Source organism: Hyphomicrobium sp. B1 (assembly GCF_049532635.1).
Taxonomy (GTDB): domain Bacteria; phylum Pseudomonadota; class Alphaproteobacteria; order Rhizobiales; family Hyphomicrobiaceae; genus Hyphomicrobium_B.
Map to the genome: position 1 here is coordinate 360,528 of NZ_CP134871.1, position 24,387 is coordinate 384,914.

General features: G+C 60.6%; 16 protein-coding genes. 12 read left to right on the forward strand and 4 right to left on the reverse strand.

Annotated elements, in window-relative coordinates; all coding sequences use genetic code 11:
* Positions 1–35: 35 nt before the first annotated feature.
* A complete protein-coding gene (locus RLW55_RS01820) occupies positions 36–1,808 on the reverse strand; it encodes an ArnT family glycosyltransferase (RefSeq protein WP_423415390.1) in 1,773 nt (590 codons plus the stop codon).
* Between the two features lie 59 nt (positions 1,809–1,867).
* Here RLW55_RS01820 and pyrE point away from each other — a divergent pair, with 59 nt between their 5' ends.
* Positions 1,868–2,446 (forward strand): orotate phosphoribosyltransferase, encoded by a 579-nt coding sequence (pyrE, locus tag RLW55_RS01825; protein ID WP_423415391.1) that lies wholly within the window; start codon positions 1,868–1,870, stop codon positions 2,444–2,446.
* A 66-nt stretch (positions 2,447–2,512) separates the two neighbouring features.
* Here pyrE and RLW55_RS01830 read toward each other — a convergent pair whose 3' ends face one another.
* Positions 2,513–3,184 carry a dienelactone hydrolase family protein gene (locus RLW55_RS01830; RefSeq protein ID WP_013946213.1) on the reverse strand — a complete coding sequence of 224 codons (672 nt, stop codon included), beginning with the start codon at positions 3,182–3,184 and terminating at the stop codon, positions 2,513–2,515.
* Between the two features lie 104 nt (positions 3,185–3,288).
* Entirely contained in the window at positions 3,289–4,878 is a 1,590-nt protein-coding gene (locus tag RLW55_RS01835) for a phosphoenolpyruvate carboxykinase (RefSeq protein ID WP_423415392.1), read from the reverse strand.
* Between the two features lie 498 nt (positions 4,879–5,376).
* Between RLW55_RS01835 and RLW55_RS01840 the strand changes: the two genes are divergently transcribed.
* The 5 genes from RLW55_RS01840 (at position 5,377) to RLW55_RS01860 (ending at position 9,246) form a co-directional block, all read left to right on the forward strand.
* A complete protein-coding gene (locus RLW55_RS01840; protein ID WP_024275335.1) occupies positions 5,377–6,081 on the forward strand; it encodes a response regulator transcription factor in 705 nt (234 codons plus the stop codon).
* A 27-nt stretch (positions 6,082–6,108) separates the two neighbouring features.
* Positions 6,109–7,959, forward strand: coding sequence for a sensor histidine kinase (locus RLW55_RS01845; protein WP_409562101.1), 1,851 nt, complete (start codon positions 6,109–6,111; stop codon positions 7,957–7,959).
* Positions 7,943–8,413 (forward strand): HPr kinase/phosphorylase, encoded by a 471-nt coding sequence (locus RLW55_RS01850; protein WP_409562100.1) that lies wholly within the window; start codon positions 7,943–7,945, stop codon positions 8,411–8,413. The genes RLW55_RS01845 and RLW55_RS01850 overlap by 17 nt, the downstream gene beginning before the upstream one ends.
* A 116-nt stretch (positions 8,414–8,529) precedes the next feature.
* The gene (locus RLW55_RS01855) at positions 8,530–8,931 is read left to right on the forward strand and encodes a PTS sugar transporter subunit IIA (protein WP_423415393.1); all 402 of its coding nucleotides are present in this window, start codon (positions 8,530–8,532) and stop codon (positions 8,929–8,931) included.
* A 9-nt stretch (positions 8,932–8,940) separates the two neighbouring features.
* A complete protein-coding gene (locus tag RLW55_RS01860; protein WP_409562099.1) occupies positions 8,941–9,246 on the forward strand; it encodes an HPr family phosphocarrier protein in 306 nt (101 codons plus the stop codon).
* A 106-nt stretch (positions 9,247–9,352) separates the two neighbouring features.
* On the opposite strand, the gene RLW55_RS01865 is transcribed toward RLW55_RS01860, so the two are convergent.
* Entirely contained in the window at positions 9,353–10,633 is a 1,281-nt protein-coding gene (locus RLW55_RS01865) for a VWA domain-containing protein (protein ID WP_423416366.1), read from the reverse strand.
* 525 nt (positions 10,634–11,158) lie between these two features.
* Here RLW55_RS01865 and ahcY point away from each other — a divergent pair.
* From ahcY to addA, 6 genes are all read left to right on the forward strand, one after another.
* Positions 11,159–12,568, forward strand: a complete 1,410-nt coding sequence (gene ahcY, locus RLW55_RS01870; protein WP_409562098.1) for an adenosylhomocysteinase — start codon at positions 11,159–11,161, stop codon at positions 12,566–12,568.
* A gap of 196 nt (positions 12,569–12,764) precedes the next feature.
* On the forward strand, positions 12,765–15,302 hold the full coding sequence (locus RLW55_RS01875) for an ATP-binding protein (RefSeq protein ID WP_423415394.1): 2,538 nt from the start codon (positions 12,765–12,767) through the stop codon (positions 15,300–15,302).
* 12 nt (positions 15,303–15,314) lie between these two features.
* On the forward strand, positions 15,315–16,862 hold the full coding sequence (gene tsaE, locus RLW55_RS01880; protein WP_423415395.1) for a tRNA (adenosine(37)-N6)-threonylcarbamoyltransferase complex ATPase subunit type 1 TsaE: 1,548 nt from the start codon (positions 15,315–15,317) through the stop codon (positions 16,860–16,862).
* 25 nt (positions 16,863–16,887) lie between these two features.
* Positions 16,888–17,628, forward strand: coding sequence for a nucleotidyltransferase family protein (locus tag RLW55_RS01885; RefSeq protein ID WP_414461680.1), 741 nt, complete (start codon positions 16,888–16,890; stop codon positions 17,626–17,628).
* Positions 17,628–20,744, forward strand: coding sequence for a double-strand break repair protein AddB (gene addB / locus RLW55_RS01890; protein ID WP_423415396.1), 3,117 nt, complete (start codon positions 17,628–17,630; stop codon positions 20,742–20,744). Before RLW55_RS01885 ends, addB begins: the two co-directional genes overlap by 1 nt.
* Complete coding sequence (addA, locus tag RLW55_RS01895) at positions 20,741–24,328, forward strand: double-strand break repair helicase AddA (RefSeq protein WP_423415397.1); 3,588 nt, start codon at positions 20,741–20,743, stop codon at positions 24,326–24,328. The genes addB and addA overlap by 4 nt, the downstream gene beginning before the upstream one ends.
* Positions 24,329–24,387: the final 59 nt, after the last annotated feature.

Below are 24,387 nucleotides of genomic sequence, written 5' to 3' on the forward strand. Positions count from 1 at the left end.
CTGCGCAGGGGCTTCCGGCCTGGATATTCGGTACTTCAGTCGCAGTCGCCTGATTTCTCGAAGCCGATGGGCGCCGTCTTCTCGGAACAGGAAAACGTCGCCGGCATGGTGCAGGGTTCCGCGGGGTTAGGCGAATAAATGCGAAAATAGAGCGGGCAGCCGCGCATCACGTTGTAGGCTGAAACACAACCCGTGGGCTGCGCCAGGCGCTCTTGCGATTTTGACTGAAGCGCCCAATTCGTCCGTTTCGCCCACCGATCTTCGACAATTGACAACGTCGGCGTCTTGGCTGCGAAACGCTCAGCCAACGCATCCGGGGTCTGCCGCTCGGGCGGAATGTCGAGAAGAAACCGGCCCGACGGTTCGCGAAACCCGATCATGACCGCATCCTGCTTCGGACAGGCGGCAATGGCCGTCGTGATCATCTGCGCCGGCCAGATCCTGTCGATGCTGGGCAGCACGACGCCGAGCAGCGTCACTCCGAACAGTCCGAGCGCGGAAACGCCCACCGCCGCCCAGCGCCGCAAGTGCCCTTCGCGGCCAAGCTGGCCGGTCCAGATGAAGAGCGACGCGATGACGGCGATAAGGACCAGCGCGAGAAGACCCGGCAACTCGCCGACGAAGGCATAAACGGCCGCGAAAATCGCCAACGGCAGCGCCGCGAGCGCAGTCGGCCAGATCCAGAAGCCGCTCCATTCCGGCTGCTTGCCGTCGCCCCGCTCACTCGTCACGACCATCGCCACAGCGAGCGCCAGTGCCGGAAACATCGTCTGCACCATGTAGGTGCCGGGCTTCGACGACAGCCCTTCGAGATAAATCAGGTATCCGATAACCCAGGCGAGCAGGAAACGCGGCAATCGCTGTTGCTCGCGTTCGGCCCAGAACCGTTTGACGGCGGTGCCGAGCAGCATCGTTCCAGGGATGAAACCAAGCAACAGCGCCAGAACAAACGTGCCGGGAAAAGCGCGAAGCTTCATGTCCTGCGCACCGCCGAGCGCCGCCAGAAATTCCCGCCAGCTCAGACCCGAAAACGCCACGCCGTCCTGATGCGCACGCACCAACAGCCACGGAGCGCCGAGCACCAACGCAATCGGCACGCCAAGGACCGGACGTAACCGCTTCAGCCAAGATAGATCACGATCAAAAACGTAAAGCGCGATCAGCGTCGCCAGAACAAGGATCGGAACCAGAAGCGCATTAATGAGAATGCCGATACCGACCGCGACCCAGAACAGCAGCGCCGTTCCGATCGGCTCTTCCTCATTGGTATAAATGCGCGCGAGCGCCAGCATCGCCACCGTCGCGGGTAACAGCGACAACCCCTCGGCAATGGCAAGTTGCGAGACGAGCACCGTCAACGGCGCGACCGCAAACAGCGCCGATGCAATCAGCGCGGTCTCCGCTCCGACCAATCCGCGCGCCAGCCAAAACAGCGCGAGGACTGCCAACGTCACCGCCAGAAGCGACGGAATGCGATAGACGCTAATATCGCGATCATGCGCTGGTCCCGCCAGCCATCGCGCCGCACCCTGCGCCCAGAACGTGCCGATCGGGCGATATTGGTGGACGACGTCGCCAAACCGTGGGGTCGTCCAGTCGCCCCGATCGACCATTGCCCGGGTCGTCTCCGACCAAATGATTTCCGTGCGATCGACGGGCGGCAGGCGCACGAGACCCGGCAAATAGACGACGGCACACAGCGCCAGAAGCGCCAGTGACGGCAACCACGGTCGCTCCGTCAAAGTCGCCCACCAGGTCCACATCGTGCGCTGGCGATCCACTGCCTCTGCCCCCTCGAAACTTGACATGCCTTCGGAACTCGGGTGTTTGCGCATCCGAACGACAAAACGCAAGGGCTTCTGTCCGAATGCCAGGAAAATCGGCCGACCGCGCCGCCCGCCGGGCGCGACTTATCGAGCTCATTAAGTCGCGGTCCTTCCAGGAGGGGCCGGAATTCAAGCTCGCGTCAGGTAAAACATCGACTTTTTACTTTAATATGAAACCGACGATGCTCGATAGCGAAGGGGCCTATCTCGTCGCATCGCTGATCCTCGATCAGCTCGAAGGTACCGATGTCGACCTCATTGGCGGCCTGGAAATGGGCGCCGTGCCGATTGCATCGAGCGTGGCGGCCGTTGCTTTTACCGAAGGGCGAAAGCTGCCCGCCTTCTTCGTGCGCAAGCAGGTCAAGGAACATGGCACGCAAGCGCTCGTCGAAGGACTGGCGAAGGGCGAAAGCATGGCCGGCAAGAAAATCGTCGTCGTCGAAGACGTGACCACGACCGGCGGCTCGGCCTTGAAAGCGGCTGACGCCTTGAAAGCGGCCGGCGCCGACATCGTGCGCGTCATCACCATCGTCGACCGCCTGGACGGCGCGGCTGAAACCTTCGCCACCGCCGGCCTGAATTTCGAGCCGCTGCTGACGCTGGCTGATTTCAAGAGGTAATCGTCATCCTCGGGGCCGACCCGAGGATGAGAGAACTTCAGCCAATAAAGTCACAGAAGCTGCAGCCTACCCGAGCTTCTGCTTCAGAAATGCGCTCGTGCGCTCCCACGCAAGCTCGGCACAGTGACGATCATGAACAGAGCGCTGCTCGTTCATGAACGCGTGGCTTGCATCATAGCGGTAGAACTCGAACGCCTTGCCAGCTGCCTTCAACCCCGCCTCGAACGCATTGACGTTCTCAGGCGTCACGAAATCATCGCTGTTTGCAAAATGCCCCTGCAGCGGAATTTTCACATCCGCCGGCTTCGCGACCGCATCCGGCGGCAGGCCATAGAACGAAACCGCCGCGGCAAACTCCGGAACGCGGCACGCCGCCAGCACCGTAACGGCACCGCCCATGCAGAACCCCGCCACCGCAACCTGTGGGCTCGACTTCAACAGAAACTGCGCTGCGCCGCGCACAACCTGATCGCATGCGTCGAGGAAGTTCAGCGACTGCATCTCGCGCAAAGCGCCTTCGCTATCGTGATAGGGAATAACGGTTCCGGCATAAAGGTCCGGCGCTAACGCATCGTAACCGAGAAGCGCAAAGCGATCGCACAGACCCTTGATCTGTTCCTGCAGTCCCCACCATTCCTGGATGACGACAACGCCCGGCGCATTCGCGGTGCCTGCGAGCGAAAGGTAACCCTCGGCCGTCTTGCCGTCGGGACGTGTGAAAGGAATACGGGTGCCCATGCTCTGACGCTCCAGTTTCTGCCGGCGCGCCTTTCTTAGGCATCGTAACGCGGATGATCAACGCCCGAGGCGACGCACGTGCCCCGCCTCGAGCGTAACGCGCGTTATTCCGCCGCGATACCCGGCTGCACGACGGGGCTTGCCTTCATGACCTCAGCGTCGACGTAAGCCGCAAACTTCGCGAAGTTATCGTGGAACATCTGTGCGAGCTTAGACGCCATGGCATCGTAGGCTTTCGCATCGGCCCACGTCTGGCGCGGATTGAGGAGCTTCTGATCGATCCCGTCCATCGCCACCGGAACAGCGAAACCGAACACCGGATCGACCCGCATCGGCTGTTCTTTCAACGTGCCGGAAAGCGCCGCATTGAGCAGGCCGCGCGTCACCTTGATCGGCATGCGCGAACCCTCGCCGTACTTGCCGCCGGTCCAGCCCGTGTTGACGAGCCAGCAATCGACGCCATGCTCAGCAATGAGCTGACGCAGGAGGTTGCCGTAGACGCTCGGATGGCGCGGCATGAATGGCGCACCAAAGCACGTTGAGAAGGTCGGCTTCGGCTCCGAACCCATGCCCTTCTCCGTGCCCGCAACCTTCGCCGTGAAGCCTGAAAGGAAATGATACATCGCCTGACTCGGCGTCAGCTTCGCAATCGGCGGTAGCACGCCGAACGCATCGGCTGTCAGCATCACGATGTTCTTTGGATGTCCGGCGGTCCCTGTCGGGCTTGCGTTGGCAATGGCATCCAGGGGATAGGCCGAGCGAGAATTCTCAGCCAAGCGATTGTCGTCAAAATCCGGAATGCGCGTCTCCGGATCAATCACGACGTTTTCAAGAACCGTGGCGAAGCGGTTGGACGCCGCCCAGATCTGCGGCTCCGCGGCCTGCGACAACCGGATCGTCTTCGCGTAGCATCCGCCCTCGAAATTGAAGATGCCCTTTTCCGACCAACCATGCTCGTCGTCACCGAGAAGCTCCCGCGACGGATCAGCGGACAATGTCGTCTTACCCGTTCCCGACAACCCGAAGAACGCCGCTGAATTGCCGTCCTTGCCGACATTCGCCGAGCAGTGCATCGGCATGACATTCTTCTGCGGCAGCAAATAATTCAGATACGAGAACACGCTCTTCTTGATTTCGCCCGCGTAGCTTGTGCCGCCAATCAAAACGATGCGCTTCGTGAAGTTACAGGCGATGACCGTTTCGCTCCGCGTACCATGATAGAGCGGCGCGGCGCGAAAGCTCGGCAGATCGACGACCGTGAACTCAGGCAGGAAGTTCTCAAGCTCGCTCGCTTCAGGCCGCCGCAGCAGATGGCGAATAAACAGCGATTGCCACGCGTGCTCGGTCACGACGCGCGTGTTGAGCCGGTGCTCGGCGTCGGCGCCGGCATAAAGATCCTGGACGAAGAGTTCCTTGTGACGCGCAAAGCCGACGAAATCTGCAAGCAGGCGGTCGAATTGCTCTTCCGACATTTCCTTTGCGTTGTCCCACCAGATCGCGTCATCGGTCTGGTCGTCGCGAACGATATATTTATCTTCCGCCGAGCGGCCCGTGTGCTGCCCAGTCTCGACGCCGACGGCGCCGCTCGCGGCAAGCCGGCCCTCGCCGCGCCGAATGATGAATTCCATCAACTCGGCCTCGCGGAGATTGCGACGAACCTTCTGAGAGGGCAGTGTGGGAAACAGCTCGGTCATAAGATTTTAGCCCTTTGGGGTAAGCGCCTATCGGCGCAGCGCACATATAATCACGCCAGCGCTGCGAACCATCGATGGGCGAAAAACGCACCACTCGCCCATTTGTGCCGCACAATAAAATCGCTCCGGCGGGATCGTCCCGCTGTTGGCGGAGGATAGCTGTAAACTCAAGCCGTTCTTAGGTCCTACTTGGGACGATAAAAGGGATAAGAACGCGAAAAAACCGGTAACACTGTGTTACCGCTCAGAATTCCTAAGAGTCGTCATTACGCGGACCATGCGGCGAATAACGGCCGTAAACAAGCGCTTTTCTGCATTTGTAAGCTGCGAATTTCGCCACATTGCTTGCCGACAGCGGCCCCGTCGCCTATTCAGGTACTATTCAGCCTCCGGAGCCCATTTGATCGGAGCGCCACAATTGCTACACCATGCCGCCATATGCGCCTAAGGGGCATGGCGAGCATTCCCGTCGCGGCCGAGGGGGCAGAAGAGGAAAAGATGAAGGAAAAGAGCACCATCGCACTCGTCGACGACGAGCGGAACATCCTGACCTCGTTGCGGATGGCGTTGGAGGCCGAGGGATATAAGGTTCGCACTTACGGTGACGGTGTTTCAGCACTCGAAGCCCTGACGGAAGAGCCCGCCGACCTTGGCATTTTCGACATCAAGATGCCGCGCATGGACGGCATGGAATTGCTGCGCCGGGTGCGCCAGCAATCCGCGATGCCCGTCATTTTCCTGACCTCCAAGGACGAGGAAATCGACGAACTGTTTGGCCTCAAGATGGGCGCCGACGATTACATCGCGAAGCCATTTTCGCAGCGTCTCATCGTTGAGCGCGTGAAGGCTGTGCTCCGTCGTGTTTCGCCCAAGGACGGCACGACCACCGAAGATGAAGCCAAGCGCGTGCTGGAGCGCGGCAAGCTGAAACTCGATCCCGAGCGTCATACTTGCCACTGGGATAGCAAGGCCGTCACGCTGACGGTCACGGAATTTCTGATCCTGCAGGCGCTGGCAACACGCCCCGGCGTCGTCAAGACCCGCGACGCATTGATGGATGCTGCCTACGACGATCAGGTGTATGTGGACGACCGGACGATCGACAGTCACATCAAGCGGCTTCGCAAGAAGTTCAAGCAGGTCGATGACGACTTTGACGTGATCGAAACACTTTATGGCGTCGGCTATCGCTTCAAGGAGTAAGCGACCCGATAAGCCACCGGGGACGGGATGGCACTAGACAGCAACGACATCTCGACAGCGGCAGCGCTTGAAAGCCCCGCGGGCGAGATCGCTGCGCCTGAAACGGCTAAATCGCGGCCTAAGTTTGATGCACGCGCCTTCGCGGCGCGTGCTGCGACGGCTACGGGTAGCTGGCTGGCGAAAGGTTGGATTGCGCGCGTCATCGGGAAAAACCTGCGACGCCGCATTCTTCTTGCGAACCTGCTCGGCCTCGCCGGGCTTTTATTCGCGATGCTCTACTTGAGCCTTCATCATGGCTGGCTGCTCGACGCCAAGGTTGACGTCGTCAAAACTGTTTCGCGCATCACCGCCGAAGCCATCGCCTACCGCGCCGTTAATGAGCGCGCGATTTTCGATCCCAACCGCATTCCGGACAAGGCGCCTTTGCGCGCCCAGCGCGATGATGCGTTTGCAGCCCTCGAACTGCCGATCGACCCGCATCAGGCGGCAATCATTCTGAGAAAGCTTGTCGGCCCTGCCGATCTCAAAGCACGCATCTATTCGGCCAAGGGCACACTGATCCTCAACGGCGACGCGCTGTTCTCCAACAGCAACGACAAGCCGGACCCGCCACCTGACGCTAACGATCCAACACCGCGCCTGAAGAATTTCTGGACGCGTCTGCATTATTGGGTGATCAACAAGGAATTGAAGGTCTACCGCGAGCTCGGCACCGCCAACGGCTTCCTCTATCCGGAAGTCCGCAACGCTGCGATCAATGGTATCGAAACGCCTATTCTGCTGCTCAATCGCCACGGACAGCAAATCGTCTCGATGGCCGAGCCGATCAAGCGCGGAAACAAAATCCTCGGCGTTTTGCTGATTTCGACGAACCCCGGCGATATTGACGACATCCTCTGGGATGAGCGCTGGCTGATCCTACAGATCGCCGCGATGGCGCTCGTGGTTTCCGTCGGAAGCTCGCTCGTACTCGAACGAACTGTCGCTGGTCCCATGCGCAGGCTTTCCGATGCCGCCAACCGCGTGACGCAGAACATCTCTGCCCGCGAGCAGTTGCCTGACATGACGGGCCGCCGCGACGAAGTAGGGCAGACCGGTCGCGCCTTCGTCTCCATGACGAACGCGCTCTACCGGCGCATCGAAGCCAGCGAGAAGTTCGCGGCCGACGTCGCGCATGAACTGAAAAACCCGCTGGCTGCCGCCCGCTCGACGGCCGAAGCCTTGGCTTACGCGAAGTCCGATACTGATCGCACCGAGCTGGTCCAAGAGATCCAGGCCGAGCTGAAACGCCTGAACCGCCTCATCAACGACATTTCCAGCACCTCGCGTCTCGATGCCGAGTTGGCTCGTCAGGAAATGCAGCCGATCGACATTCGGGTCGTGCTCGAAAACATCAACGCGCTTTTCACCGACATGCTCGCCGACGACAGCCGGAAATTGCGGCTGTTCATCGAACCCGGCGGCCCGGCGTCCTACACGGTCCGTGGCAACGACAGCCGCCTCGGCCAGGTTTTCACGAACCTGATCGACAACGCGTTGTCCTTCTCGCCGGAAGGCACGATGGTGACGGTGCGGGCCCGACCCAACGGCGCCAATGTCGAAATCACCGTCGAAGACGAGGGACCCGGCATTCCCTCCAACAAGCTCGGACAGATATTCGATCGCTTCTACAGCGACCGGCCCCTGACCGACGCCAAGCGCGGAAAAAATTCCGGACTTGGGCTTTCGATTTCGCGCGAGATCATCGCCAGCCATAACGGCGAAATCTTCGCCGAGAACCGCAGTAAGGACGACCCTCAGTCACGTAAGGGCGCGCGCTTTACCGTTCGCCTCCCGCTGTCTCCCATTGTTGGAGTCGGGCTTGTCTGGCGAAGTTGAGCGCGTTCACGCCACGGCGATCGCCCTCGGCAGCCGCGCCGCGCTCATTCGCGGAGCATCCGGAGCCGGAAAATCCGACCTCGCATTCCGCTGCCTCGGGCTTGGCATCTCCGGCCTCATTCGCGACACCGTAAAGCTCGTCGCCGACGACCAAGTCCTACTAAAGCAGCAAGGCCCTGACATCGTCGCGAGCGCGCCCGCGACCCTACGCGGTAAACTTGAAGTGCGCGGCCTCGGCATCCTGGAGGTTGACGCCATCGCGGAAGCGAATCTCGTCCTCGTTGTAGACCTCGTCAGCAGCGGCGGCATCGAAAGATATCCCGACCCCTGGCCCGAAACCTGCATTTTAGGGCTCGAAATTCCGCTGCTCCACCTATATCCATTTGAGAGTTCGAGCGCCCTTAAACTTGTGACAGCAATCACGATGGCGCCCCGGTCACGTTTTGCGCCGTAAGGTTCGATGTCAATCCAGAAACCTCTTGCACCGACGGCAAACACTTGCCACTTTCCGCGCCAAACGGCGAAGCTACAATCGGCTCCACCGAATGGTACTGAAATGGCCCGTCGCACATGATCGGACTTGTCATCGTCACGCATGGCGGGCTTGCGCAAGAATTTCGCAATGCGCTTGAGCACGTCGTTGGAAAACAAGAAACGCTCGAAACGATCGCGATCGGACCGGACGACGACATGGAAGCGCGTCGTCTCGAAATTCTGAATGCCGTGCAGAGCGTCGATAACGGCAAAGGCGTCATCATCCTGACGGATATGTTTGGCGGAACGCCTTCTAATCTTGCCATCTCGGTGATGGACGAGACGAAGGCCGAAGTGATCGCCGGCATAAGCCTGCCGATCCTCGTGAAGCTTGCGAGCATTCGCGCCGAGACACCTCTCGACCAAGCTGTCATTATGGCCCGCGACGCCGGCAAGAAATACATCAAAGTTGCGAGCCAAGAACTCTCTGGCGGTTAAGAGCGAGCGATGCCCGAACTGGCCAATAGCCTGAAACCGGAAGCCATAGTCATCATCCGCAACGTCAAGGGCCTGCACGCCCGCGCGTCGGCAAAATTCGTGAAGCTGGCGGAAAGCTTCGACGCAGCCGTCACGGTTACTCATCACGGCAATTCGGTCGGCGGCACGTCCATCATGGGCCTGATGATGCTTGCGGCCGGACCCGGATCTGAGTTGCACATCGTCGCCGAAGGCGCGCAAGGACCGGAAGCGCTTCAGGCTTTGGTCCATCTCGTCGAAGCCGGTTTCGACGAAGAATGCATCGGCGACGCTTGATCCACTCCACATGGCGGCTGGTTCCACGAAGCGGAGTCGCCAAGCACAAACAAAAAAGGAAACGCCAATGCGTTCCCTTTTTTAGCAGTGCCCGATGTCTCGCCCGTTATTGCGAGAGGTAAAGGGTCGAAATTTTCAGCGCGATGTCGCGGAACGCAGCCTTGAGCGCATCGCCCGTCGATGAGTTGTAAAAATGATTGGCGTCGGTGGCGCACTTTGAAAGTGTGTCGACCGCAATTTGATTGTCCAATTGAAAGCCGACCGTGTAAACTTCGATGCCCTTCGCTTTCATACCTGTGCAAAGCGACACTGCCTGAGCACTCGAACAAACGCCGTTCGCTGCATTAGGGCACTTCGTAAGAGATGGCGAACCGTCGGGAATTCCTTGCGACGTATATTGAGTGTTGTACTCACCATCTGTCATGAGCACGGCGATTTTTTTGAGTTTTTCGGTTCCATAGGCGGCTGGCCGGCTTGCCGACGACCATAGGCTTCCCCAGTTCGGAGAAAGCAAATACCACGCCCACGCCGTTCCAAGATGGCCAGCCGTGCTGCCCGCTGTCGAGAGATTGCTGATCTTTGTCAACAACGCCGATTTATCACTGGTCAACGGCAATAATTCGGCTGCTGCAGGTACGTCACAATTGACCTTGTTGTTCACCTTTTTAACGTAATGTCCCATGAGGTATTTGCCTGCCCCGGGAGCCGCGTCCGTATAGGCTTCGCTTCCTGCGCGCTCGACGACGCAGTCTGACAAATAGTAAGTTGTCCCACTAATCTTCTGTTTGGTGTTGGTGCTGCTGCCAATTCCTCTGATATTCGTCAATATCGAACTCGGCGGACGAACGTCGTACGCGAACGGCACGATCGCGATCTTCGATGTGTATTTACTCTGATCCTGCCAAACGACGATGTTCACAAGATCGCTTGCGGCTGCCTTCATATCCGTCAGCTTTTGACCGGCCATCGAGCCGGTGATGTCCAGCATCAAGCTGACTTCGAGGCTCTGCTCGCCATTGCCGCCCACAGCCAACACAGCCTTAGAATAGTCCGATCCATCGGCACGAAGCAGCGGCAAAGTCGACGACTGTGTTCCAGCTAACCCAAATGCCAGATGCATGAACGGTGTCGAGATCACGGCGTTGCCGTCCGCCTCCATAGCCGTGCCGTTGTCCACGGCGTCAAAGTGGATACTGTCGGACAAGAGATGAATACGGTTCAACGTGGCCTGCTGGTAATAAGTCATGGCCACTCTTTCTGCGTCCTCCTGATCGCCCCCATTGGACTGCAGGGCACGCGCACCGGCCAGCACGGCCGCGTCGGTCGCGGCAATCGTCTGCGAGCGTGCGTTGACGAAACGCGCGTAATCGACTGCCAAGCCGACCATCGCAAACAAAACGAAAATCGTAAGCCCGAAGATGATCGCGACGCTTCCGCGCTCATCGGAACCGAGTGCGGCCCACCGCTTCTTGCTTGCCAAGACAGCCCAGACGCTGCGCCCCGAGTTCAGTGCACTACGCCATACCAACGCGCACTTCATTATCCGCCTCCACGGAAATATACTTGGGCGTCACATTGCCGGCGGATAGATTTATAGGAAATTAATGCACTAATTTTTAATTGTTTATGAGATTAACACGAAATTACTTAAGAAATTTAAATAAAAAACCAATTGTATTTAGAAATACAGGACTTCCTTTACCAGAAGATCTTGAGCGCGCCACCCCGGCGGCGTGCCGCGCGGAAAAGACATAAAGACTTGTTTATATGTTATTGCGTGGCGAGGGTGAGTTCGCTATAGCAACCCCGGAAAGTCCAAGACGGCATGCAACCCCGGAACGGGAGCATGGAACGCGCGCTGTCTGTGCCGACGCGGTGCAGGTCACGGTGCATCTATGAGGAACTGAGCCGCATGAGCACGAAATTTTCCGATTACATCGTCAAGGATCTCGGCCTCGCCGAGTGGGGGCGCAAGGAAATCGCCATCGCCGAGACCGAGATGCCGGGCCTCATGGCGACCCGCGAGGAATATGGCGCTGCAAAGCCGCTGAAGGGCGCCCGCATTGCCGGATCGTTGCATATGACGATCCAGACAGCCGTGCTGATCGAGACCCTGGCCGCCCTCGGCGCCGACATCCGCTGGGTGTCCTGCAACATCTATTCGACCCAGGACCACGCCGCCGCAGCCATTGCAGCAGCCGGTATTCCCGTCTTTGCCATCAAGGGCGAGACGTTGAAGGATTATTGGGACTACACCGCAAAACTGTTCGATTGGCACGGTGGCGGCCATCCGAACATGATCCTCGATGACGGCGGCGATGCCACGATGTACGTCCACCTCGGTCTGCGCGCCGAGAACGGCGACACTGCGTTCCTCGACAAGCCCGGCTCTGAGGAAGAGGAAGTCTTCTTCGCACTGCTCAAGAAGCAGTTGAAGGAAAAGCCCAAGGGTTACTTCGCCGAGATCGCGAAGAGCATCAAAGGTGTGTCGGAAGAAACGACCACCGGCGTGCATCGTCTCTACGACATGCAAAAGGCCGGCAAGTTGCTGTGGCCCGCGATCAACGTCAACGACTCGGTCACCAAGTCGAAGTTCGACAACCTCTACGGCTGCCGTGAAAGCCTCGTCGACGGTATCCGCCGTGGCACGGACGTCATGATGGCCGGCAAGGTCGCGATGGTTGCTGGCTTCGGCGACGTCGGCAAAGGTTCGGCGGCTTCGCTGCGCAACGCCGGTTGTCGCGTGATGGTTTCGGAAGTCGATCCGATCTGCGCGCTTCAGGCCTCGATGGAAGGCTACGAAGTCGTGACGATGGAAGACGCCGCCCCGCGCGCGGACATCTTCGTCACCGCCACCGGCAACAAGGACATCATCACGGTCGAGCACATGCGTGCCATGAAGGACCGGGCGATCGTCTGCAACATCGGCCACTTCGATAACGAAATTCAGGTCGCCGGTCTCAAGAACCTCAAGTGGACCAACATCAAGCCGCAGGTCGACGAAATCGAGTTTCCGACCGGCCGTCGCATCATCCTGTTGTCGGAAGGCCGCCTTGTGAACCTCGGCAACGCCATGGGTCACCCCTCGTTCGTCATGTCGGCGTCGTTCACGAACCAGACTCTGGCGCAGATCGAACTGTTCACGAACGAAGGCAAGTACGAGAAGGAAGTCTATACGTTGCCGAAGCACCTCGACGAGAAGGTTGCGATGCTGCATCTCGCCAAGATTGGCGCCAACCTGACGAAGCTTCGCCCGGATCAGGCAGCCTATATCGGGGTCAAGCCGGAAGGCCCGTTCAAGCCCGACCATTATCGGTACTGAGATCGTTTCAGACCGACAAAAAGACGAGAAACGCGGCGCCAGGGAAACACTCTGGCGCCGTTTCAATTTGAGCACGCTCCCGCGGTGGCGGCCGTTCCCCTAGAGCCCCATACTGAAAGTGATTCGCGTCGCGAGACTCGGATTGCATAGGCGCGTCTGCACCTGACGGATCGCCAGCTTTTATGCGCAATGGAATATGATGCCGACGACTCCGCCATCCGGCCGACGATTGAGAACCAAGCTCCAGCTCGCGCTGCTGCTGGCGGCGGCGATGGGTTTGGTTGCGACCCTGTTGACCGTGCTCGTGGGCACTCGCAGCGCCGCTGTAGCGTCGTTTGATTTTCGCCAGCTCGCTGTTGGCGGCCTTGTCGCTGGCGCGGTGTTTATCGCCGCCCTCATCGTCTGGCACATGGCGAGCGTCGCGCGGAAAGAGGCACGAAAGGCCAAAACCGAAAGCCAGCACCTCCGCCGCAACCTTGCTGCCGCCGACGCCATCATCCGCGCCGAGCCCCAGGTCTTGATCTTCTGGGAGCAGGGTCAGGCAGTCCGCATCGTCTCGCACACGCTCACCGGCATCCCCGGCCTTCCCGATCAGCACGCCGAGATCCTCCGTTTTGGCCAATGGCTGGAAGCACCATCCGCCGACACGCTCAAGGCCGCGCTCGACAAGCTGTTCACCCACGGCCGGTCGTTCAACATCATCTTAAAGACGATCGCGGGCGGCACGCTCGAAGCCGAAGGCCGCGCCGCCGGCGGCCGCGCAGTGCTCCGCTTCAAAGACGTATCGACCTACAAAGCCCAGATCGCTCGCATCGACGAACAGCACGATGCGCTGGCGCGCGACATCCGCTCAAGCCGCGCTCTGCTCGAAACGCTGCCGATGCCGGTTTGGCTTCGCGATACGGCAGGCCGTCTGGTGTGGGTCAACTCTGCCTACGTCAAGGCCGTCGAAGCCGATAGCGAGCTTGAAGTTCTCGAACGTCAGATCGAGTTGCTCGAAACGCGCCAACGCCGCCAGATCGCAAAGACTGTTGCATCCGGTGACAGCTATAAGTCCCGCGTGCACTTGATCGCGGGCGGACAGCGCAAGCCGCACGACATCGTCATCCTGCCGGTCGATGGCATGACCGCTGGCGCCGCCGTCGACGTAACCGACATCGAAACCGCGCAAGGTGAACTCGACCGCCAAGTTGCCGCCTACGATCGCACCCTCGACCGCGTCGAAACGGCGGTCGCAATCTTCGACCGCGATCAGAAGCTCGTCTTCCACAATACGGCTTTCGCAAATCTTTGGTCGCTCGACCCGGACTGGCTGGCCACCCGCCCGACCGATAGCGACATTCTCGATCGCCTGCGCGAAATCGGCGCTCTGCCGCCCGTCGTCAGCCACCGCGATTGGAAAGTGCAGGTGCTTGCTACCTCGCGCACCGGCACGCCGCTCGAAGATGTCTGGCACCTGACCGACAGCCGAATCGTGAAGGTCATCGCCGAACAGCGCGCAGACGGCGGCGTGACCTACCTGTTCTCCGACGAAACCGACCGCATCGCACTCGAAAGCCGATATAACGCCTTCATCGACGTCCAGCGCGAAACGCTTGATGCGTTAAAAGAAGGCGTCGCTGTGTTCGGCACCGACGGACGCCTGAAGCTCTTCAATCGCGCGTTCTGCGACATCTGGCAGATCCCGCCGCGCAAACTGAATGAATTGCCGCACATCGGCGAGATCATCGCCGCCGTCCAATCGCTGTTCCCCGATGCCGGCACGTGGCTGCGTATCGGGCGTGCCGTCACCGCCTTCCAGGACGAGCGCGAGACGTTCTCAGGCCAGATGGATCGCACCGATAACTTCGTTATTGACTACGCGCTCATGCCTCTGCCGGATGGCGCCACGCTTCTGACATTCGCCGATGTCACCGATGCCAAGCGCGCCGAACGGGCTCTCGTCGAACGCAACGAAGCGCTCATTGCAGCCGACCGCCTCAAGACGAATTTCATCGGCCACATCTCGTATGAGCTAAGAACTCCGCTCAACACGATCATCGGCTTCTCAGATATGCTTGCGAGCCCGATCTTCGGCGCCCTCAACGCCAAGCAGCGCGAATACCTCGCCGACATCATGTCATCGTCGAAAACGTTGCTCGCGATCATCGACGACATTCTCGACCTGACCACGATCGAAGCGGGCGGCTTGGAACTGAAGCTCGCGCCTGCCGGCGTCCGCGCCATCATCGACGCGGCGATCCTCGGCATTCGCGAACGCGCCGTCCGCTCTCGCCTAACCATTGACATTGCGGTCGCCGACGACGTCACCGAAATTATGGTGGACGAAGCGCGCATGCGTCAGGTCCTCTACAATCTTCTGTCAAACGCCGTCGGCTTCTCAAAAGTCAACGGCACGGTTCGCCTCGCCTGCTGGCGTGAAAACGGCATGATCAATTTCCGCGTCGAGGATGACGGCATCGGCATCCCGAAGGACCAGATCGGCCGGGTCTTCCAGCGCTTCGAAAGCCGCAGCCGCGGGTCCGAGCACCGGGGCGCCGGTCTCGGCCTTTCAATCGCCAAAAGCCTCGTAGAACTTCACGGCGGCACCATCGAAATCACATCGGAAGAGGGCCGTGGTACGCGCGTCATGGTTCGCATCCCGGAAGAACCGATCGCTCAGACGACGGACGGCGCCGCGGGCGGCTCCGGCGGCAGCACTGAGAGACTGGCGGGCGGCTCGCGCGCAGCGTAAAAAGCGGGCGCCATGACACATACGGTCTTTTCATTTCCCGATCTCACCGAGGGCGACGTTTCGCGCTTAGCGCAGGAAATCGCATTTCTCGTCCAGCCCGGCGACACGCTGGCCCTTGAAGGCGATTTGGGGGCCGGAAAATCGACATTCGCGCGCGCCTTCATCCGCGCTGTAGCAAGTGACGCCGAACTCGAAATCCCGAGCCCGACATTTACGCTCGTGCAGTCCTACGAGACGCCGCGCTTCGAGATCGCGCATTTCGACCTCTATCGCCTGTCCGATCCGAGCGAAATCGACGAGCTTGGGCTCGACGCTGCACTCTCTCGCGGGATTGCCATCGTCGAATGGCCCTCGCGCGGTGACGGCCGTATCCCGACCGACCGGCTAACGCTTCGCTTCGATGAGACGACGGCTTTCGACCGCCGAGACGTTCGCCTCGAAGCCACCGTCGATCTCGCCGCCCGGCTCGAACGCTTTGCTGCAATCCGAAAATTCCTCGATCGCAGCGGCTGGGGCGATGCAGCAACGGCATTCAGCTATCTCCAGGGTGACGCCTCGCCGCGCCGCTACGCTCGCCTCGTGAAGGCTAACGGCTCGCGCGCCATCCTGATGGACGCCCCGCAAAAGCCTGACGGTCCGCCGATCCGCGATGGCAAATCCTACAGCGCCATCGCGCACCTTGCGGAAAATGTCAGAGCCTTCGTCGCCATCGATCGAACGCTTGAGGCCGCTGGTCTTTCCGTGCCGCGTATATTCGCGGAAGAGTTATCCGGCGGACTGCTGCTGATTGAAGACTTCGGCGACGCCGTATTCGGCGCCGAAGTCAAAAAAGGTCGGGATCAGGCTTCCCTCTGGAAACGCGGTGTCGATGCGCTCATCGCCGTTCAAGCAACCGCACCGCCTGAAAGGATCTCGCTCTCCGACGGGACCGTTTTCGAACTGCCTGTTGCCGACCGCGGTGTTCTTGAGATCGAAACCGAGCTGCTTCTCGATTGGTATTGGCCCGCGCTTCGTGGAGGTCCCGCGCCCCAGGCCGCGCGCGATACCTTCAGAGAACTCTGGCAAACCGTTTTCGACCGCGTTCTCAAGCAACCTAAAACGTGGCTGTTGCGCGATTTTCATTCTCCAAACCTGATCGCACTCGACAATCGCACACCGCCCCGCGACGTCGGCATCATCGATTTCCAGGACGCCATGATCGGACCGGCGGCCTACGACCTCGTCTCGCTACTCCAGGACGCGCGACTCGACATTCCGGAAGACTTGGAAAAGCGGTTGTTCGCGCGTTACGTCGCCGCCGTCGGCGCCCGCGATCCCGCGTTCGACCCCGCCGAATTTGCATTCAGCTATGCTGCTCTCGGCGCCCAACGAAACACCAAAATCCTCGGCATCTTTGCCCGTCTCGCGGCGCGAGACGGAAAACGGCAGTATTTGGCCCATGTGCCACGCATCTGGGGGTATCTCGAACGGGATCTGCAGCATGAGGCTCTCGCACCGCTCAGGGCGTGGTATGACGACAACCTGCCTCGCAGCCTGCGCGCAGAAGTCTTGAATATTTAACCCGAATTCCGGAGACGCATTCGATATGACGTCCGCCAAGCGCCCAACAAGCGCATTCGTCCTGGCTGCCGGCAAAGGCGAGCGCATGCGCCCCCTGACCGCCACGATCCCAAAACCGCTCGTACCGCTCGGCGGCAAACCCTTGATCGACCACGTGCTTGACCGCCTCGCCACCGCAGGGATCAAAAAAGCCGTCGTCAACGTCCATTACCTTGCCGACAAGATCGAACAGCACCTCGCCCACCGCGCCAAGCCGCAGATCGTGATCTCCGACGAGCGCAAGCATTTGCTCGATACCGGCGGCGGCGTGCTTCACGCGCTGCCGAAGTTCGGAAAAGATCCCTTCGTCATCCATAATTCGGATTCCGTCTGGATCGAGGGATTAGGCTCGAACCTCAATCGGCTGCTGGACGCCTGGGATGAGACGACTATGGATAGTCTGATGCTCGTTGCGCCGCTCGCAGCAAGCATCGGCTATGACGGCCGCGGTGACTTTCAAATGGACCCGATGGGCCGGCTTACGCGCCAGTCCGGCCCCAAGATGGCGCCGTTTGTTTTTGCAGGCGTCTCGATCGCGCACCCGCGCTTGTTCGAGGGTGCTCCAGCAGGCCCGTTCTCGCTCAACAAGCTCTGGAACCAAGCCATCGAAAGAGAGCGCCTCTTTGGCCTGCGCCTCGAAGGAATCTGGATGCACGTTGGTACGCCCGAAGCGTTGGCCGAAGCCGAAGCCGCCCTGATGGAACCGCTGACGACGAGTTCCGACTGATGGTGCCGAACGTCTTCACTCTGCCGCTCGGCGTCCCGTTTCTGGAAGCGCTCGCGCGCGCGATTTTGAAGGGAGACCTGCCGCGGCCGGGCGGCAACGCTCCCGACATTCTCTCGCTTCCAAAAATCACGCTGCTGCTGCCGACGCGACGCGCCGCACGCGCCGCGCGCGAAGCCTTTCTGTCCGTCGCCGACACACGCGCGCTGATCATGCCGCGCATCCAGCCCATTTCCGAGGGTGATGACGATGTCTCGCTGATCTCCAATCTGCTTGAACTCGGCCCCTCCGGCATCGACGCACTGGAGCAGACACCAGCGATCAATCCACTCAATCGGATGCTAGTCTTGATGCAGCTCGTCGGTCATTGGCGGCGGACGATGGCGGAAGCATCGACAGACAAGACAGGCCTTGGCTCGACGCCCGCACAAGCCGCCCAGCTCGCTACCGAACTCGCCAAGCTGATGGACGACATCGAGCGCGAGAACGTCTCGCTGGATGGCATCCAAAATCTCGTGCCGGAAAACTATGCCGAGCACTGGAAGAAAACGGTCGAATTTCTCAAGATCGTCACCGAATTCTGGCCGGCCTATCTCGCGGCCAACGGCCTTGCGTCGCCAGAAGCGCGCCGCAACGCGTTGATCCTCGCCGAAACGGAACGCATTGCTCGCCTGCAGCCAGACGAGGTCGTGATTGTTGCGGGCGTTACAGGCTCCATTCCCGCGACCGTCTCTCTCATGCGCGCCGTCGCAACGCACGCCTCCGGCGCTGTCGTGCTGCCCGCTCTCGACACCTCGCTGGACGAGAGCAGCTGGAACAGGATCAGGCCAGAGCATCCCGAACATCCGCAGTTCGGCTTGAAGAAACTTCTCGACGATCTGGGCGTCTCACGCACCGACGTGCGCGAATTGCCCGGACTGGAAATCGACGCCGCCCGCCGCACACGCTCCGCGTTCTTCAGCGAGGCGATGCGCCCCTCGGCGACGACCAACCTCTGGCATGACTTTGCCACTCACGCAAATCGCGATGACCTCACCGAGGGCCTCGCTGGCGTCTCACTGATCGAAGCGCCGTCAGCGCAAGATGAAGCCGAAACAATCGCGCTGATCCTGCGCGAAGCGATCGAAACGCCCGGCCGCAAGGCCGCCCTCGTCTCCCCTGATCGCTTGTTGGCGCGTCGCGTAGCGATCCGTCTCGAAGCTTGGGGCATTCGCGTCGACGACAGCGCAGGACGTCCCTTCGCCAAGACAGTTCCGGGCGCCTTCCTCGCACTCGTCATCAATACCGTCGTCAGCAGGTTTGCGCCGCCCGAAACGATGGCACTTCTCCGCCACCCGCTCTGCCGCATCGGCTTCAAGGCGTTCGACATCCGCCGCTTTGCACGCGCGCTCGAAATCAGTGCTTTTCGCAGGCCCTATCTCGGCCGAGGTATTGAAGGCATCCTCGCCGCGCTCGACCACGCCGATCTTGACGAAGACCAGCGCAAGCACCGCGCCGCCGAACGGCTTTGGCCGGAAGACACCGAAGGCGCGCGAGCACTTGTCCTCAAAATGGCCGAGGCATTCGGCCCCCTCCGCGAACTCTATGCCTCCGACGATCAACACACGCTTGCAGACCTCGCACGCGCGCACGCAGCGGCAGCAGAAGCACTTGCAGCATGGCCAGAGGACGAGCGCGGCGTGTCATCCGAGCAAAACCAGCTCTGGCAAGGCGAGGCCGGCGAGATGGCTTCGCGTTTCTTCGCCGATCTGCTCAATCCCGACACACCCAAGGTCGAAATCCGCGCCGCCGATTACGCCGATCTCTACGCGACGCTTCTATCGCGTGCGAACGTCCGCGAACGAACAGCCGTGCATCCGCGCATCTCGATCTGGGGACCGTTCGAAGCCCGCTTGCAGCAACCCGACGTCCTGATCGTCGGTTCGCTCAATGAAGGCACGTGGCCCGAAGCAGCCGAATCCGGCGCGTGGCTCAACCGGCCGATGCGCACCGAACTCGGTCTGCCGTCACCGGAAGAAGAAATCGGACGTGCCGCGCACGATTTCGTCTCGCTGCTCGGCGCCGAAACCGTCTATCTCACGCGCGCCGAAAAAGTCGATGGCGTGCCGACTGTCCCATCGCGCTGGCTGATGCGCTTGACGGCGCTGCTGAAGGGCATGAACCTGCTTCCCGTGCTCGAAGCCGAAAAGCCCTGGCTCGGATGGGCGCGCGCGCGCGATCACATTGATCCGCAAAACCGCCGCACCATTCAGGCTCCGGAACCCAGGCCTCCATTCGAAATGCGTCCACGTCGGATGAGCGTGACGGAAGTGGAACGCTGGACGAGCAACCCTTATGCGATCTTTGCCCGTCGCATCCTCGCGGTTGAGCCACTACCAGAGCTTGGCGCCGAGCCGGACGCAAGTCTTCGCGGCGGCATCATTCATAAGGTCGTTGCGGATTTCACCAGGACATTCCCTGCTGCCCTCCCCGCCGATCCGCAGAGCGAACTCAAGCGCATCGCGACCAGCGTGCTCGAAAGTTTTACGGGCCATCCGCGGATCGCAGCGTTCTGGCTGCCGCGTCTCGAACGCTTCCTTGACTGGTTTGCGATGACCGAAGCGGCGCGCCGTACCGGAATCGATACCGTCATCGCGGAGACCTCCGGCCGCCTCGTGCTTACGGGATTGACTGAGCCCTTCACGCTCTCAGCCCGCGCCGACCGTGTCGACGATCTGGGAACAGCTATCGTCATAACGGACTACAAGACGGGGGCAGCGCCAAGCGATACCGCAGTCAAATCCGGACGCTCGCCGCAGCTTCCGCTCGAAGCCGCCATTGCATCGAGCGAAACGGGCTTTCCTAACCTGTCACGGCGTTCGGTCCAGGCTTTGCGCTATATTCGCGCTTCCGGCAGCGAGCCGCCAGGAGAGGAACGCATCGTCAAAACCGACGACGTCGCTGCCCTTGCCGCCGAAGCACGCACGGGCCTCGAGCAACTGATAGCGACCTTCGACAATCCGCAAACGCCATATCGCGCCATCCGCCGTCCCGGCTATCGCTACGATTACGACGCCTACGCCCATCTCGCCCGCGTGGCGGAATGGTCTGCCCATGTCGAAGACGAGGCCTCGTCATGAACTTCGAAGTCAAAAAAATCTCCGTCGAAGACATTCAGCGCGATACCAACGCCAACCAGAGCGCGGCATCGCATCCGCTGAATTCCGCCTGGGTGAACGCCAACGCAGGGACCGGCAAGACCCACGTTTTGACATTGCGCGTGCTGCGCCTGCTGCTCGCCGGAACGCGTCCTGAACGTATTCTTTGTCTCACCTTCACGAAGGCTGCCGCGGCCGAAATGTCGAAGCGCGTCTTCGACCGCCTCGCGGGATGGGTGACGGCCGAAGACAACGTGCTGCGCAAAGACCTGACTGACGTGACGGGCGAGCCGGTTCCTGACAGTCTGATGGCGCACGCCCGCACACTCTTCGCCCACGCCATCGAAACGCCCGGCGGCCTGAAGGTCCAGACCATCCACGCCTTCGCCGAACGGCTGCTACAGCGCTTTCCCCTCGAAGCGGGCGTTCCGCCGGATTTCAAAATCCTCGACGACGTCGCCGCAGGAGATCTCAAGGCCGACGCCATCGAAGCGACGCTGACGCTCGCGACCAGCAATCCGAACTCCCCGCTTGGCAAAGCGCTCGACGTTATCATTCGCTACGCCGCAGATTCGCAATTCGACCAGCTCATCTCGAAAGCGGTCGAAGAGCGCAAGTGGCTCGAAGCGACCGCACATATCAGCCCGCTCGACGTCGTCGAAGAACTGTCCTTGATGGACACGCTGCTTCGCCAGCACCTCGGCGTTCGCGCGGCCGTTGCTGTCGCCGATCTCCATCGCGAATGCGCAGACGTGCTTTCACCAAGCGACCTTCGCGAACTCACAGACCATCTGCTGAAGGGAAAAAAGACGGACACGGGCAACGGCGAGAAGCTTACAGCCGCGCTTTGTGAAAACAACCATCGCCGCCGCGCCGATATTCTCTCCGATTACTTCCTGATCGAAAAAGGTGAAGCTCTTCGCAAAAGCCTCATGACCAAGGCATTGAGCGATGAAAAGCCGGGGCTGCACGATCGCTGCCAACAAGCTCAGCGGAACTTTTTCGGCCTCACGCAAGAACTGCGTGCGCTGACGCTCGTCGAAGCATCCCTCGCGCTCTATCGCATCGCGGGGGACGTGCTCCGTCGCTATGCCGCCGCCCGAAGCGCAGCCGGTGCGCTCGATTTCGACGACCTCATACTGAAAACGCGCGACCTACTGACCGGCGACAACGGCCAAGCGCAGTGGGTGCTCTTCAAGCTCGACGGCGGTCTTGATCATATCCTCGTCGATGAAGCTCAAGACACAAGCCCCGAGCAATGGGAAATCGTGTCCGGACTGGCGCGCGAGTTCTTCTCCGATGCAGGCGCCGGCAGCACGACGCGCACCCTGTTTGCCGTCGGTGACGAGAAACAATCCATCTATTCGTTCCAAGGCGCGGCGCCTGAAAAGTTTGCCGACATGGGACAACGTTTCGCCGATCTCGCGATGCAGGCCCAACGCACGTGGAAACGCGTGCCGCTCACGCTTTCGTTCCGCACTGTCAAACCCGTGCTCGATGCCGTCGACAAGGTTTTCAGCGATGCCAAACGAACGCCAGGCTTGATGGCGAATGAGGGCGTCATCACCCACGTCGCAAACCGCGTCGGGCACGCGGGCGTTGTCGAAATCTGGGACACGGAAAAATCGGACGACACCGCCGGCGCCGACCCGTGGCAGCCGCTTGCCGACGGCAAGGAGCAATCGCCCGCCAACCGCCTTGCCGATCGCATTGCTGACACGATCCAAGCTTGGCTCAAAAGCGGCGAACGGCTGCTGTCTGAGAACCGGCCCATCACGCCCGGCGACATTCTTATCCTCGTGCGCAAACGCCACCCCTTCGCCGTGCCGATGGTCGCTGCTTTGAAGCGCCGTGGCATTGCGGTCGCCGGTTCCGACCGGATTAAGCTGATCGAACAGATCGCCGTGCAGGATCTCATGGTGCTCGGCGATTTCCTAACGCTGCCCGAAGACGATCTGGCGCTGGCGACCGTTCTCAAAAGTCCGCTTTTCGATTTCGACGATCACGATCTTCTCGACGTCGCGTACGACCGCAAGCAGAAGACGCTCTGGAAAGCCCTTATCGACAAGGCGGTCCTCAAAACCGAATACGCCTTCGCGGCCGAAACGCTGAAACGCTGGCGCGCCAAAGCCGACTTCACGCCGCCGTTCGAATTCTACTCGGCTATTCTCGAGCGTGACGGCATGCGCGCCCGCATGCTGAATCGCCTCGGTCCGGAAGCGGCCGACATCATCGACGAATTTCTCGATCTGGCGCTTTCATACGATGAAAGCAATCCGCCATCCTTGACCCAGTTTCTGTCGAAGCTTCGCGGCGCCAATCCCGAAGTGAAGCGCGACATGGACCACGGCCGAGACGAGGTTCGCGTCATGACGGTGCATGGCGCCAAAGGCCTTGAAGCTCCGATCGTATTCTTGCCGGATACCTGCACGACGGCGTCCGGCGAAGACGCAACATCGCGGCTCGTGAAACTCGGCGACATAGCCAGACCGGATAACGTTGCCGAACCCATCGTCTGGGCCGTCAAAGGCACGTCGAAAGTGCCTGCCGTCAGCAATGCTCGCGCGGCAAAAGAGGGCCTCGATGCACAAGAGCGAAATCGCCTGCTCTACGTTGCAATGACGAGAGCGCGCGACCGACTTTACATCGCGGGCTTTGAAGGCAAGCGAGGCAAGGCGCCTGGATGCTGGTATGACGTCGTCTCCGAAGCGCTCACGCCGGACATGACCGAAATCGTGCGTGACGACGGCCAGAAGATCTGGCGCAAGGAAACACCACAGATCGCAGCGCCGGAAAAACCAAAACACGAAAAAGGCGTTGAGAGTGAAATTCTTGCTCGCCCCGATTTCGCCACCCAGCGCGCAGCGGCCGAGCCCAAACTCTCCGTGCCTCTCGCGCCTTCGCGCCTGGAGCCTTACGCACCCGACGCGGAAGGCGAACCCGCCGCGCCGGCAAAGCGCGACGCTGCCGCGACGTACGACAGCCCGTCGCCACTCTCTGTCGGTGGTCCCAATCGCTTCCTGCGAGGCACGATCACGCATGCGCTTTTGCAGCATCTGCCATCCGTTAATGAAGATCGTCGCGCAGAAATCGCAGAGGCCTTTGTCGAACGGCGCGGCGCGGCTCTTCCAGCCAAGGTGCGCGCGAGCGTCGTCAGCGAAACGCTTGCCGTTCTGCACGATGCTGCCTTCTCCGCGATCTTCGGGCCGCAAAGCGTCGCCGAGGCGCCCCTCGCGGCCGTCATCCCACGTCCGGCGGGCACAGGCCCGGCACTCGATTTGTCCGGCCAGATTGACCGCATCGCAATCACCGAGCAGGAAGTCTTGATTGTCGATTACAAGACCAACCGGCCGCCGCCCGCCGAGGTCCATCTGGTTGCAGACGCTTATCTTTACCAGCTCGCGGCCTACCGCCTCGCCCTCCATGAAATCTATCCCGGCAAGACCGTCCGGGCGGCACTCCTCTGGACGGACGGCCCACGACTCATGGAAATTCCGGCAGACGTCCTCGATGCCTATACGGGCCGCCTTTGGGACCTGGACCTGGGCAGCCTTGACGCTGTTTGACCTAATCCCTACTTGTGGTGTCGGTTTTTTGCATTGCCCGCGACCGCGGCAAACGGGCC

Excerpts from the sequence above, each read along its gene's own strand:
- RLW55_RS01860 (WP_409562099.1), top strand. The coding sequence starts at position 8,941 with ATGCCCGAACTGGCCAATAGCCTGAAACCGGAAGCCATAGTCATCATC.
- RLW55_RS01820 (WP_423415390.1), bottom strand. The coding sequence starts at position 1,808 with ATGTCAAGTTTCGAGGGGGCAGAGGCAGTGGATCGCCAGCGCACGATG.
- RLW55_RS01835 (WP_423415392.1), bottom strand. The coding sequence starts at position 4,878 with ATGACCGAGCTGTTTCCCACACTGCCCTCTCAGAAGGTTCGTCGCAAT.
- RLW55_RS01865 (WP_423416366.1), bottom strand. The coding sequence starts at position 10,633 with ATGGTCGGCTTGGCAGTCGATTACGCGCGTTTCGTCAACGCACGCTCG.
- pyrE (WP_423415391.1), top strand. The coding sequence starts at position 1,868 with ATGCCAGGAAAATCGGCCGACCGCGCCGCCCGCCGGGCGCGACTTATC.
- RLW55_RS01830 (WP_013946213.1), bottom strand. The coding sequence starts at position 3,184 with ATGGGCACCCGTATTCCTTTCACACGTCCCGACGGCAAGACGGCCGAG.
- addB (WP_423415396.1), top strand. The coding sequence starts at position 17,628 with ATGGTGCCGAACGTCTTCACTCTGCCGCTCGGCGTCCCGTTTCTGGAA.
- ahcY (WP_409562098.1), top strand. The coding sequence starts at position 11,159 with ATGAGCACGAAATTTTCCGATTACATCGTCAAGGATCTCGGCCTCGCC.
- RLW55_RS01885 (WP_414461680.1), top strand. The coding sequence starts at position 16,888 with ATGACGTCCGCCAAGCGCCCAACAAGCGCATTCGTCCTGGCTGCCGGC.
- RLW55_RS01845 (WP_409562101.1), top strand. The coding sequence starts at position 6,109 with ATGGCACTAGACAGCAACGACATCTCGACAGCGGCAGCGCTTGAAAGC.
- RLW55_RS01875 (WP_423415394.1), top strand. The coding sequence starts at position 12,765 with ATGATGCCGACGACTCCGCCATCCGGCCGACGATTGAGAACCAAGCTC.
- RLW55_RS01855 (WP_423415393.1), top strand. The coding sequence starts at position 8,530 with ATGATCGGACTTGTCATCGTCACGCATGGCGGGCTTGCGCAAGAATTT.
- tsaE (WP_423415395.1), top strand. The coding sequence starts at position 15,315 with ATGACACATACGGTCTTTTCATTTCCCGATCTCACCGAGGGCGACGTT.
- RLW55_RS01840 (WP_024275335.1), top strand. The coding sequence starts at position 5,377 with ATGAAGGAAAAGAGCACCATCGCACTCGTCGACGACGAGCGGAACATC.
- addA (WP_423415397.1), top strand. The coding sequence starts at position 20,741 with ATGAACTTCGAAGTCAAAAAAATCTCCGTCGAAGACATTCAGCGCGAT.